At 39.9% G+C, this 12,402-nt stretch carries 11 protein-coding genes and 1 pseudogene; 11 read left to right on the top strand and 1 reads right to left on the bottom strand.

Annotated features, from left to right (window positions below; genetic code table 11):
• Positions 1–125 precede the first annotated feature (125 nt).
• The 6 genes and pseudogenes from BBI08_RS15840 to BBI08_RS17455 all read left to right on the top strand — a co-directional run.
• Positions 126–902 carry an ABC transporter permease gene (locus tag BBI08_RS15840; protein WP_008496171.1) on the top strand — a complete coding sequence of 259 codons (777 nt, stop codon included), beginning with the start codon at positions 126–128 and terminating at the stop codon, positions 900–902.
• Positions 902–1,687: an ABC transporter permease gene (locus tag BBI08_RS15835; RefSeq protein ID WP_008496170.1), complete on the top strand. Its 786-nt coding sequence runs from the start codon at positions 902–904 to the stop codon at positions 1,685–1,687. Before BBI08_RS15840 ends, BBI08_RS15835 begins: the two co-directional genes overlap by 1 nt.
• Positions 1,684–2,688 carry an ABC transporter ATP-binding protein gene (locus BBI08_RS15830; protein ID WP_065528332.1) on the top strand — a complete coding sequence of 335 codons (1,005 nt, stop codon included), beginning with the start codon at positions 1,684–1,686 and terminating at the stop codon, positions 2,686–2,688. The genes BBI08_RS15835 and BBI08_RS15830 overlap by 4 nt, the downstream gene beginning before the upstream one ends.
• Positions 2,685–3,470, top strand: a complete 786-nt coding sequence (locus BBI08_RS15825) for a DeoR/GlpR family DNA-binding transcription regulator (protein ID WP_040850295.1) — start codon at positions 2,685–2,687, stop codon at positions 3,468–3,470. The genes BBI08_RS15830 and BBI08_RS15825 overlap by 4 nt, the downstream gene beginning before the upstream one ends.
• Entirely contained in the window at positions 3,470–4,474 is a 1,005-nt protein-coding gene (locus tag BBI08_RS15820; protein ID WP_065528331.1) for a histidinol phosphate phosphatase domain-containing protein, read from the top strand. The genes BBI08_RS15825 and BBI08_RS15820 overlap by 1 nt, the downstream gene beginning before the upstream one ends.
• A 465-nt stretch (positions 4,475–4,939) precedes the next feature.
• Positions 4,940–5,182, top strand: a pseudogene (locus BBI08_RS17455) (transposase); the annotation flags it as partial.
• A gap of 79 nt (positions 5,183–5,261) precedes the next feature.
• Here BBI08_RS17455 and BBI08_RS15810 read toward each other — a convergent pair.
• Positions 5,262–5,879, bottom strand: coding sequence for a GntR family transcriptional regulator (locus BBI08_RS15810; RefSeq protein ID WP_008496168.1), 618 nt, complete (start codon positions 5,877–5,879; stop codon positions 5,262–5,264).
• A 197-nt stretch (positions 5,880–6,076) separates the two neighbouring features.
• Between BBI08_RS15810 and garR the strand changes: the two genes are divergently transcribed.
• The 5 genes from garR to BBI08_RS15785 all read left to right on the top strand — a co-directional run bounded on the left by garR (position 6,077) and on the right by BBI08_RS15785 (position 12,377).
• Complete coding sequence (gene garR, locus BBI08_RS15805) at positions 6,077–6,967, top strand: 2-hydroxy-3-oxopropionate reductase (RefSeq protein ID WP_040850293.1); 891 nt, start codon at positions 6,077–6,079, stop codon at positions 6,965–6,967.
• A gap of 7 nt (positions 6,968–6,974) precedes the next feature.
• On the top strand, positions 6,975–8,414 hold the full coding sequence (locus tag BBI08_RS15800; RefSeq protein ID WP_156874350.1) for a four-carbon acid sugar kinase family protein: 1,440 nt from the start codon (positions 6,975–6,977) through the stop codon (positions 8,412–8,414).
• Positions 8,415–8,467: 53 nt separating this feature from the next.
• Positions 8,468–9,301, top strand: a complete 834-nt coding sequence (locus BBI08_RS15795) for a class II fructose-bisphosphate aldolase (RefSeq protein WP_008496164.1) — start codon at positions 8,468–8,470, stop codon at positions 9,299–9,301.
• A 154-nt stretch (positions 9,302–9,455) separates the two neighbouring features.
• Positions 9,456–10,799 carry a GntP family permease gene (locus tag BBI08_RS15790; RefSeq protein WP_065528329.1) on the top strand — a complete coding sequence of 448 codons (1,344 nt, stop codon included), beginning with the start codon at positions 9,456–9,458 and terminating at the stop codon, positions 10,797–10,799.
• A 651-nt stretch (positions 10,800–11,450) separates the two neighbouring features.
• Positions 11,451–12,377 carry a trypsin-like serine peptidase gene (locus tag BBI08_RS15785; RefSeq protein ID WP_237146553.1) on the top strand — a complete coding sequence of 309 codons (927 nt, stop codon included), beginning with the start codon at positions 11,451–11,453 and terminating at the stop codon, positions 12,375–12,377.
• Positions 12,378–12,402: the final 25 nt, after the last annotated feature.

Below are 12,402 nucleotides of genomic sequence, written 5' to 3'. Positions count from 1 at the left end.
CGTTAAACCATGCATCTGTATATAGAAGAAAGTTTAAAATAACAATATTTAATGGAAGCAGTGATAATTTGACTACAAAAAATAAATCCTTATTTTTGCTCATTCCTTTCATTCTTTTAATTTGCATGTTCTTTGTGATCCCTTTAGTGAATATGTTCTTATCAAGTTTTACTGACAGCGATGGCTTTACGTTAAATCAGTACAAAACGGCTTTGTTGAATAGCTACATCTTACAAGGATTCAAAAACAGCATTACGTTATCAGCTGTTTCTGCACTAGTAGCGCTTGTCGTTTCGTTATTTGCGGTTTATGCGATGATGCGTTTTACAGATCCCGTAAAAGAGCGAATTTTAGTGATGATCAATTTGACTTCGAATTTTTCAGGTATTCCATTGGCTTTTGCATTTATTGTGTTACTTGGCAATAGTGGACTGTTTACGTTGTTGTTTGAGAAATGGAATTTAGATGCGCTTGCTTCTTTTTCTCTATATAGCTGGAGCGGCTTGTTATTGATTTATATTTATTTTCAATTGCCGCTATCCCTAATGCTGCTATATCCGATTTATTACGGAATTCAACAGCAATGGAAAGATGCTGCTGCTTTATTGGGCGCCAATACAGTTCAATTTTGGATGAAAATCGGCATTCCGGTAATGCTTCCAGGAATTGTTGGAACCTTTAGCGTGTTATTTGCCAATGCGATGGGCGCCTATGCCTCGGCCTATGCCTTAACCGGTAGTGACTATAATTTAGCAGCTATCCGAATCGGGACTTTGCTATCGGGCGACATTTTTGCCCAACCGGAACTGGCCAGCGCTATCGCCGTATTACTCGGAGCAACCATGATTTCAGCAATGGTCCTTAGTGAGTGGAGCATTAAGAAAGCGAGGAGAAATCTATAATGAAGAAAAAGGGAGTCGCTGATTTGTTCTTGCTTTTTCTCATGCTGTATTTGATATTGCCCATTATTGCCACGGCGCTTTATGCGTTTTCGACTGAATGGAACAGTACAGTCTTACCGGAAGGATTAACCTTTAAGTGGCTCTCTGTGCTGTTTCAAGATGTGGAGTTTATCCAAGCATTCGGACGTTCCGTGTTGCTGTCAGGAAGTGCTGTTCTTCTTGCTTTTCTTTTAGTGGTCCCGGCAATATTTGTGATCGTGCTGTATTTTCCGAAATATGAAAAATGGATGCAAACCATTGTTGTTCTAGTTTATGCCTTCCCTGGTGTTATTTTAGCGGTTGGCTTGATCCGTACATATACTCAACTAGGGATACCCATGATTTTGGCAGTGTTAGGTGTCTATGTCATCAGTATTTTTCCTTATATTTATCAAGGAACTCGCAACAGTCTTAGAAATATCAACGCCAAACAATTATTAGATGCAGCGGAATTATTAGGTGCTTCAAAACGTCAAGCTTTTGCAAAAGTCTTGTTGCCGGCCATATATCCGGGATTATTTGTCGGTGCCTTGTTGTCGTTCTCCATCTTATTTGGAGAATTTGTGCTGATTAACTTAGTTGTCGGCTCGCGATTTGAAACCGTTCAAATTTACTTGATGGAAAAATTGAGTACAAGCGGACATATAGCGAGTGCTGTTGTCTTTGTGTATCTTGTATTGATGGGGATTTTGACATTGGCGATCTCCGTATTGACCAAACAATCGAAAGGTCTGGTGAAGTCATGAGTTATGTTCAAATAGAAAACTTACAAAAAAATTACGGCACTTCGACTGTTCTTTCTTCGATTGATATGTCGATTGAAAGAGGGGAGTTCGTTACACTTTTAGGACCGAGCGGTTGTGGCAAAAGCACTATTTTGCGAATTATCGCGGGGTTAACAGAAGCAACGGCTGGCATGGTGAAAATTGAAAACAAAAACATGGAAAAAGTTCCGACCAAAAAACGTGAAATTGGCATGGTGTTTCAATCCTATGCTTTGTTCCCCAATATGACAGTGCATGAAAATGTAGCTTTTGGCTTGAAAATCAATAAAATGCATAGTGTAGAAATTGAAAAAAAAGTACAGGAAATTTTAAAAATTGTCCATCTGTCCGATAAAGAAGCTGCGTACCCGCATGAATTATCCGGCGGTCAACAACAACGAGTGGCTTTAGCACGTGCATTAATCGTCGAGCCGAAAGTGTTGCTGTTAGATGAGCCGCTAAGTGCGTTAGATGCACAAATTCGCAAAAAACTGCAGGCAGATTTACGCTCGATTCAAAGCCAAATGGGGATCACCATGATTCTCGTGACTCACGACCAAGAAGAAGCGATGGCAGTCTCCGATAAGATTTTCGTCATGAATAAAGGTGAAATTGCGCAATGGGGAACGCCAACTGACATTTATACCAAGCCGAAAACCGAATTTATTGCAAATTTCATCGGTCATTACAATGTTTTTAGCAAAACAGAATTAGAAGAGTTGATTGGAAAAAGCTTAACGAAAACAGGCGACAAACTGGCCATTCGTCCGGAAGCAATATTGTTTGAAGGAACGGTCGCTGACTATCGGTTAAAAGCGGTTGCTAAAAAATCAGTGATGAGCGGAAATGTTATTCGAACGGTTTTTCTGTCAGGAGACCGCGAGTTTTCTGTCGAACAATTGCATCATCGTGGACATACAATCGAAGTTGGAAAAGAATACGACTGCTATATCTCGCCAGAAGATGTGATCTATCTCCAATGACCTACTTAAAACTGGAGAGATTCCAATACATAATAAACCAATTGCAAGAAAAACAGAAAATATCGGTCGTGGACATTGCCGAACAACTGGGCGTCGCACCGGAAACTATACGTAGAGATTTGGGCGAATTGGAAAATCGCCAATTACTAATCCGTGTTCACGGAGGGGCTATTCCATTTTTGAAACTTCGAACTGAACCGCAGTTTAAGCGGAAACTGGATATGCAAAAAAGAGCAAAGCAACAAATTGCAAAAGCCGCGGCTAGCCGCATTGAAGATGGTGATACCATTGGCGTTGATGTAGGAACGACCACTGTGCACTTGGCCGATTATTTGGAGGGCGTGCACAACTTGACGGTGGTGACCAATTCGCTTGCTGCTGCCGAACGTTTTAATCTAGCATTAGAAGAAGGACGGATAACGGGAAAAGTATTGCTACTTGGAGGCACCACCAACCCGGCACAGTCTTCAGTAGCAGGACCCATAACGGTCGAGTGGTTATCGAAAATGAGTCTCGACAAAGTTTTTTTATCGTGTGGCGGAGTGAAAAATGGAGTCGTTTTTGACTTTGATATGGATGAATCAATCGTATCATCCAAAATGTTGGAGCAAAGCAGTAACAGGATCTTATTGACCGATGCAACTAAAATCGGAGAGCAATCATTTTACAGCATTTGCGGTTTAGACGAACTAACAGAAATACTCTGCGATCAATCATGTCCAGAAGACTGGCAAGAATACGAACAGCTATGGACAGTGGTAAAAGGGGGAGGAGTAGAATAATGGAAATGGATTTTCATGTTCACTTAGAAGAAGGACCCTATACAGTAAAGTGGTTGGAACGAACAGCTAAAACTTTGTCATCTTTTGGAGCACCGCCTGATCTGGAAAAAGGATCAAAGGAATTTATGGTTTGGCAAACAAAGCAATTGCAAAAGCGGGTTGACCACGGATGTTTTAGCAGTTTTTGGCTAGATTTGTATTTAGAGAAAGCAAAGCAGTTAGGCTTGAAGAAAGTTGGCATTGTGGATCATTTATACCGTTTTAAAGAAACCCGGAGTTATTTTGAAAAGAATATGATTCTGGATCATATGCACCCAATCGGGAGAGCTCAATCAGATTGGTTAAATCATGTCATGACGGAAAATATGGCTGATTTTGTTGAGGCTATCGAAAAAGAAAAAGAAAAATGGCAGTTGCAAGGAATTGAGTTAAAGCTCGGGATAGAAGCTGATTATTTTGAAGGAAGCGAAACGGAACTAACCGATCTATTGGGAGAACACGCATGGGATTTTGTCATCGGATCTGTTCATTTTGTCGATGGTTGGGGATTCGATAACCCTCAAACTGCAGATACGTTTCTAAAATTTGATCTAAAGGATTTATATAATCGATTTTACACCATAGTTGAAGGCGCAATTCGCTCGGAGTTATTTGATTTTGTCGCACATTTGGACAACTTAAAAGTCTTTAACTACCAAGTACAAGATCCAACCTTCAACCAAACATGGCATGAAAAGATAGCCAACGCGCTTGTCGAAACAAACACGGCAACTGAAGTGAATGCGGGGCTCTATTATCGGTATCCAGTAAAGGAGATGTGCCCAGGACCGTCTTTCTTAACAACTTTAGTAGAACGAGGAGTCGAATTTACTTTATCCTCCGATAGCCATTATCCCGACGATCTTGGAAATTACACAGCGGATAATAAGGAAATGTTAAAAAAACTAGGTGTGAAAAGCTTAGTAAGCTTTGATCAGCGAGCAAAAGAATCTCATCCTATCTGATTTAGCGACACCGGAAACGAAATAATGAACAAAACGATCTGCAACTAAAACGCACTGAACCCTAGGCTTAGGGTTTAATGCGTTTTTTACTTTGGTAAGGGTGTGTTCCGTTAAATAGGTTCTATACTAAATGGTGGAGTTTTGAAACAATTTATTCATAATAAAGACACGCAGTCTCCATTTTTGCCGGTACATCTAATGGGCGCTAAACGGGGTGCGTAGAAGAGTACAAAAAAATTGGAACGACTACGACTGGAAAATTGGCGAACGAATGCGTTATATCTTTTATAAAAAAATCACAAGTTAACTGAGGAAGACCGGTGGTATTTGAATCGGTACCTTGGAATGGGTGAGGAACTCAAACGAGCTGATGAACTGAAGGGAGCGTATTGCGTATGGATTCAGACAAGCAAAAAGAGAGGTCCTGAGGATATCCTCAAGACCTAAGAGCAACTACCTACATTTTATGAGTTAGTGGAACTGTCCGGAATTTGGGAGTTCAGAAAAGCGATAGGCACCTTCCGAAACTGGCAGACCGAAATCTTGAACAGTTTTGCCTTCGCTTATTTTAATGGCTTTTTCAAAGGCATCAACAATCTCAAAAAAATAATCAAGCGGAATGTGTTCGTTTTACAGAATTTCACCCGTGCTCGTGCCAAAATATTATTAACACACAAGTACAAGGAAATGGGGCTTGATGTCGGTTAAGTAGGAAGGTGATGCCGCCACCCCCCAACATTTGCTGAAGAACCTTTTTTCATGCATCTAACAAATCTATTTCACACTGTTAGCCTTTCATTCGATTTAGGCAAAACTCCAAATCGAGTTGCAGGTGTTCTTTCATCAACCGCTCGGCTTCATCAGCATTGTGTTGACGGATGGCCTCATAAATATCATGATGTTCTTCGATTAATAGAGGACGTTTATGAAGGACTACTGTTTTTCGGAACAAGTAAATAATCGACTGCATGCGGTCAAATATATCAATCATTACAGGGTTGTTGGTAGCGCCTACAATGATTTCATGAAATTCTTTATTCGCTGCCATGACTTCCTCAATCGTACCTGTTCGGCCCATATCTACACAATTTTTAAGTTTAGCCAATGCCTCATCTGTTATATAGGTGGCGCAATAGTTCGCAGCAAAACCTTCTAGTAACGTACGAACTTGAAAGACGTGGCGAAGATCCATATCGCTAGGATTTACAACACATTTTTGCTTGATCAAACCTTCTTGTTCAAGTTTCCGTATAGAATCTCGCACCGGCGTACGGCTGATGCCCATCTCTTCCGCTAACCGCTCCTCAACCAACTTTGTTCCGCGTTCGAGCTCTCCACTTAAAATTCGATCCCGTATATATTCATAAGCATGGACGTAAGCAAGTTGTGTTGGTTTTTTTGTCAATCTAATCGTCTCCTAAAGTAAGTTGTCTTATTTTAAAGTATAAGTTTAATAACCAAAATTTAAAAGGGAGGAATTATTTTGTATACAATTTAAAATAAAATGTATACAAAATATAAAATTGTGTGTACAATTCATTTTAAGAGTTATGAAAGCGTTATCTAAAAAAATCTATTTAGAGACTGAAAGGGGAAATTGAAATGGCACAGACTATTGGAGTTATTGGTTTAGGGATAATGGGAAAGCCGATGTCACTGAACCTACTTAAAGCAGGATACAAGGTAATGGTAAATGATCTCAATACAGAAAGTGTGGATGCACTAGTAGAAGCTGGAGCAACAGCAGGTAAGCCCGATGAAATGGGATCTGTGTGTGATGTGATTATTACGATGTTGCCAGCTTCCCAGCATGTGAAACAAGTAGTGACTGGAGAAAAGGGGATTTTGAAAACGGCAAAAGAAGGACTTGTCATTATAGATATGAGTTCCATTTCTCCTGTGGCTTCGGTTGAAATTTCTAATGAGGCTGCAAAACTAGGCGTCGAAATGCTGGATGCTCCGGTAAGTGGTGGAGAGCCAAAAGCAATCGATGGCACACTATCGATTATGGTAGGCGGTAAAGAAACAGTATTCGAATCCGTGAAATCCGTACTTCAAGCGGTAGGTTCAGACATTACACTCGTTGGCAAAAGTGGAAGCGGTGTCACAGCCAAATTGGCAAATCAAATTATCGTAAACCTAAACATCGCAGCAATGTCTGAAGCACTTATTCTTGCTGCTAAAGCAGGCATTGATATTGAAAAAATGTATCAAGCAATTCGAGGCGGACTTGCTGGAAGTGCGGTACTGGATGCGAAAGTTCCTTTAATATTAGATCGCAACTTCGTAGCAGGTGGACGAATTGACATTAATTTAAAAGATATTACAAACGTAATGGAAACAGCTCATGATATTGGTGTACCTCTACCGCTTTCGAGCCAATTGCTTGAAATTTTTCATGCATTAAAAGTAGATGGAAAAGCTGGCGATGATCATGGCGGCATAATTCAATACTACGAAAAATTGGCAAACGTTGAAGTGAAAAGGGGGTAACCTGATAATGGCCAATTCTAAGACTTTAAATACAACCGAGACATTTAGCCATCTGCCATCCGTTCCGGATGAAGAAAAAGTAAATCAATTACTCACAAATGAATTACAAAGTTTTAACAAAAAAATCATTGTGCTAGATGATGATCCGACAGGGGTTCAAACCGTACATGGCATTTCTGTTTACACAGACTGGACGCCTGAAAGCATTGAAGCAGGTTTTGCTGAAGAGAACACTATGTTTTTTATCTTAACCAATTCAAGAGGGTTTACAGCTGCGGAGACAAAAGTCGCACACGAAGAAATAGCAAAGACGATACTTCAAACAGCGGAGCAACAACAAAAAGACTATATGATCATTAGTCGTGGGGACTCGACATTACGTGGTCACTATCCGCTTGAAACAGAAGTTTTAAAAAATACGATAGAAGCGCAATCAGATCGTCTATTTGATGGAGAAGTTATTATGCCGTTTTTCAAAGAAGGTGGACGCTTCACAATCGAAAATATTCATTACGTGCAGGATGAAGATCAATTAATTCCAGCAGGTGAAACAGAATTTGCAAAAGATCGCACATTTGGTTACGCGTCTTCGCATCTTGGAGAATGGGCAGAAGAAAAATCAGGTGGCGCCTTTAAAGCATCCGATGCTACATATCTTTCTTTAGAAGACATACGGGGTCTCGAAATTGACCGTCTGGTACAGCAGCTTATGGGAGTAGAAGACTTTAACAAAGTAATTGTCAATGCGACACAATATGTGGACGTGAAAGTTGTCGTAATTGCTCTTATTCGCGCGATGAAAGCAGGGAAGAATTTCATGTTCCGAAGTGCTGCCGCATTAACGAAAATTATTGGCGGTATTGAAGACAAAGCGCTTTTAACAAGAGACGAATTGGTCAAGGATCATTCTGGAAATGGCGGGTTAATAATGATTGGCTCCCATGTGAAAAAAACAACTGAACAATTTAACGTGCTGCAAACATGCAGTTTCATAGAATTTATCGAGTTCGATGTTCATTTGGTGTTGGATCTAGAGAAGTTTGAAAAAGAAATTCAGCGGATCATCCAAAAGAGCGAGCAACTGATTCAAAAAGGCAAGACGGTTGCCGTATATACGAAGCGGGAGCGACTCGATCTTGGTGAGGATAAAAAAGAAGAAGAATTGCTGTTGTCCGTGAAAATTTCGGATGCTGTCACAAGTATCGTTAAAAACATTCAAACAAGACCAAGCTTTATCATTGCCAAAGGGGGCATTACCTCTAGTGATATTGGAACAAATGGACTTAGCGTAAAGCGAGCAACAGTTGCCGGACAGATCAAACCAGGAATTCCAGTATGGCTGACTGGCAGTGAAAGTAAGTTTCCAGGCTTAGCCTATGTTATTTTTCCAGGGAATGTCGGGTCGAAAACAACCTTAAAAGAAGTAGCTGAGCTATTGCACCAATAAATTGGCGGTTCATACGTATGGGCACGCAAATACAAGAAGAAGGTGGTCTGTGAATGTTACTAAATACAAAAGACATTCTTTTAACAGCTCAAAAAGAACAGTACGGCGTAGCAGCTTTTAATGTTTACAGCCTTGAGACTTTGCAGGCAGTCATTCGCGTAGCAGAAGCAGAAAATCACCCGGTGATTATTGCGTTAGGTGAAAGGTATTTCGATATGGTAGACGTAGAAGGCTTTGCTGCTTTAACTAAAGTATTAGCTGGAAAATCGACCGTTCCGATTGCCCTCCACTTAGATCATGCTTATCAAAAAGAATCGATTATTCGAGCGATCGATTGCGGATTTACCTCGGTTATGTACGATGGCTCTAAATACGATCTTGAAAAAAATATAAGCTACACAAAAGAAATCGTAAAAATTGCCCATATGGCAGGAGTTAGTGTAGAAGCCGAAATCGGATCAGTTGCGCGCGGTGCGTTTTCAGATGAAGAAGACGGCGATGGCACATTGACCGATCCTCAGGATGCTAAGAAGTTTGTGGAAGAAACAGGCGTTGATTTTTTGGCAGCAGCGATTGGTACGGTTCACGGCATGTATACAGGGGAGCCGAATATTAACTTAGCGCTGTTAGAAGAAATTCAACAGTCTGTCAGCATCCCGTTAGTTTTACACGGGGGTTCTGGGACGCCAGAACATGTGATGAAACAAGCAGTTGAAAAAGGGATTTGCAAAGTGAATGTTAATACAGAAGTCTCGATGGCCACGACTTCTTACCTCAAGCAAGTTTTGAAAGAGGAAGAAACAATGCATCTCTCAGATGTAATGGCAGGTATGCAACAAGCAATAGAGCCGGTAATAGCGAAATTTATACAAGTGCTCAAGAAATAACAACTCGAGTGAAAAATCCTTTTCTCACGAGCAGAAGCCATAGCGCTCATGCCTCAGAAGATAAGGGTTAGGTCTAATGAAACCGTTATCATTTCTAATTATATTTTTACTTGCTGTACCTCATAAAAAATGAACTGAAAAGGGAGAGGTTTCCATGATTACTGGTAATTTGTTGATTTTGATTTTTGTTCTGTCATTGGCTGTTCTATTTTTCGCTATTCTTAAGCTGAAAATCGAACCATTTCTCGCGTTAATCACAATCGCTATTTTAACTGCATTATCTATCGGCATGCCACTAAAAGAAGTAGCTTCGACGGTTACGGTAGGATTTGGGAATACGCTCGCAGGTGTCGGGATTTTAATTGGTCTTGGGGTTATCTTTGGTCAATTTCTAGGAGCATCGGGTGCTGTTGAAAAAATTGCACAAGCTGTCCTAAATGTATTTGGAGTTAAACGATCTTCTGCAGGTCTAGCGTTAACAGGTACAGCTGTTTCGATTCCGGTATTTTTTGACGCAGCATTTGTTATTTTAAGTGGATTGATTCGCTCACTTGCTACAAAAACAGGAATTTCAGTCGTGAGTTTCGTAACAGCACTTGGTGTCGGCTTAATCGTGTCACATAATATGATTGCTCCAACTCCTGGACCGCTGGTAGTTGCAGAAAACACAGGGGCAGAACTTGGTCTCTTTATCATCTACGGTATTATCGTTGCCATTCCAGCTACGTTAGTTGGAGGGTACTTATACGGGATGTTTATTGGAAAGCGCATTAAACATTCCGGCGAAGTAGAAGAAATTGTCATCGAAAAAGCGGATTTACCGAAAAAAGAAATCAGCACAAGCTTGAGTTTCACGATGTTGGCATTACCGATTGTCCTAATTTTAACGAATACGGTGTCGCAACTCCTATTCCCAGGAACAGCAATTGCGAGTATCTTCGGTTTTGTCGGAGAAAAAAATGTCGCACTGTTAATCAGTGTCTTCGCAGCCATTATCTTTTTGCGTCCGTATATCGCAATTCCAAACAATCGCTTGTATTCTGAAGCGATCAACTCAGCAGGAATGATCATCTTGATCACTGGTGCGGGTGGTGCGTTTGGTGCGGTTATTAATAGCAGTGGGATTGGCGATCACTTGATTTCAACAATGCAAAGTTGGAGCATTCCCGTTCTTTTGCTAGCTTTTATCTTTTCTCAAATTTTACGTGCTTCACTCGGTTCAGCAACAGTGGCACTGGTTACAACATCTAGTATTCTGGGACCAATGGTCGGCGAACTTGGCGTTTCCCCAATTTTACTCGGTCTTGCAATCTGTGCAGGTGGTATTGGTCTATCATTGCCGAACGACTCTGGTTTCTGGGTGGTTAACCGCTTCGGTAAGCTGACAATCCCACAAACTCTTCTCGCTTGGACAGGCGGAGGCTTTATCGCAGGCTTGACGGCTTTGGTTACGGTGTTTATCTTGAACTTGTTTGCAGGCATCTTGCCTGGACTTTAAGGGATAACTAAAAGATAAAACCATCATTCTAACTAAACTAAACCAGCCACAAAATTTCTTTTAAGAGATTTTGTGGTTGGTTTTTCATTTTTTACGAGATAAAAATTAAAAAGTAGTACCTCATATGAGAGATAATATTTTTAAACTTATTGTTAACATCAACGCAAAATCAATTGGAATTCTATATTCTTCAGGTTTTTTTTTATAATTTTTATAAGTTGAATAAAAGATAAATAAAAAAGTTTTCTAAATATTTTAAAAAATAAGTTCTTTTCGTTGCATTTACTTAATATCGGTGTATAATGAGCCGTGAACAAACGGTTTTTTAATAAAAAAGTCATAAATATAGTAAAAAAGATACATAAATATAAATGGATTTTTTAATAGCTTTTAAGTCATTAGTGCTCATGGTAGTAACGTTGCCGGTGCCAAATATTGTGCTCAAAAAAGTTAGAGTTAGCAAAATACATTCGGGAGCCCCGAGACGTTAAAGTCCTAATAAAGGTAATTTTTACTGGTGTAGTACCTTGAGCCCATAGACTAAATAACTCATTTTCAATAATAGAAAGAATCTCATGCTTAGAACACTCTCTTAACCAATTTGTATCATAAAGGGGGGTATTGAGTTTATTTCTAACGGCTACAATTTTATTGGAAAAGGAGATGGTTACCATTTCTGACATTCACCCGTTTAAAAACTTAGAAAATAAAAAAGAAAAGTTAATCGAAGAAAAAGAAAGAATCAATGAAGAGGCACTGAGCAGATATCAAGAGCTTCTCGAAAAAAGCGAAGAAAAACCAGATGAGGAAGACGTAGAAACTGTACATGAAACGGCAAAAAAAATAGAAGCACGAATCGAAAATGCGGAGGATCTGGACGGCCCTGCTTTAGAACGGATTATTTTTGGAAATGATTTATTTCCCATATCCTATTTGCAATCCGGATTCAATATAGGGAATTCAGTTTGTCGTATCGTCCTTTCTGATCGTGTGGGAAGAGTCGTAGGATATGGTACGGGATTTCTGATATCTCCGTCTCTAATCATGACAAACAACCATGTTTTAGATAAAGAAGAGGTAGCAGTTTATAGTACCGCTGAGTTTAACTACCAAACGGATGAAAATAACGTTCTGTGTCAATCAACCATTTTTAGACTTGATCCGGATAAACTATTCATAACGGATAAAAGGCTGGATTTTACAATCGTTGCAGTCCAAGAATTTTCAGGTGATAACAGAAGGCTGACTGATTTTGGGCATTTGAAACTTTCACCTAATCTAAACATCATGGAAAATGAATACGTTTCTATTATTCAGCATCCGCAAGGTGGACATAAAGCGGTAACAGTCAGAGAAAACCGAGTTAAATTTTTATCAGAAGATTTCATCCATTATGTGACAGACACACAGCCGGGTTCATCTGGGTCACCTGTATTTAACGATCAATGGGTTGTCGTTGCGCTTCATCATTCTGGCGTACGCGATCCCAATGACAGAACACAATGGGTGGCAAATGAGGGGATAAGAATAAGCTCGATTTTAAAGCATCTTGATGCGTTAATTGATCATTCTGAGTAAGAAAAAAAGTGGAGTTTTGGTGGAA

The sequence above is a fragment of the Planococcus halocryophilus genome (assembly GCF_001687585.2).
In the GTDB taxonomy this organism is placed as follows: Bacteria; Bacillota; Bacilli; order Bacillales_A; family Planococcaceae; genus Planococcus; species Planococcus halocryophilus.
This window is presented reverse-complemented; position numbering and strand designations above follow the sequence as displayed.

What these genes read in the sequence shown, in the direction of transcription:
- BBI08_RS15820 (WP_065528331.1), top strand. Translation starts at nt 3,470, where the DNA reads ATGGAAATGGATTTTCATGTTCACTTAGAAGAAGGACCCTATACAGTA.
- BBI08_RS15830 (WP_065528332.1), top strand. Translation starts at nt 1,684, where the DNA reads ATGAGTTATGTTCAAATAGAAAACTTACAAAAAAATTACGGCACTTCG.
- BBI08_RS15835 (WP_008496170.1), top strand. Translation starts at nt 902, where the DNA reads ATGAAGAAAAAGGGAGTCGCTGATTTGTTCTTGCTTTTTCTCATGCTG.
- BBI08_RS15840 (WP_008496171.1), top strand. Translation starts at nt 126, where the DNA reads ATGTTCTTTGTGATCCCTTTAGTGAATATGTTCTTATCAAGTTTTACT.
- BBI08_RS15800 (WP_156874350.1), top strand. Translation starts at nt 6,975, where the DNA reads ATGGCCAATTCTAAGACTTTAAATACAACCGAGACATTTAGCCATCTG.
- BBI08_RS15795 (WP_008496164.1), top strand. Translation starts at nt 8,468, where the DNA reads ATGTTACTAAATACAAAAGACATTCTTTTAACAGCTCAAAAAGAACAG.
- BBI08_RS15790 (WP_065528329.1), top strand. Translation starts at nt 9,456, where the DNA reads ATGATTACTGGTAATTTGTTGATTTTGATTTTTGTTCTGTCATTGGCT.
- garR (WP_040850293.1), top strand. Translation starts at nt 6,077, where the DNA reads ATGGCACAGACTATTGGAGTTATTGGTTTAGGGATAATGGGAAAGCCG.
- BBI08_RS15825 (WP_040850295.1), top strand. Translation starts at nt 2,685, where the DNA reads ATGACCTACTTAAAACTGGAGAGATTCCAATACATAATAAACCAATTG.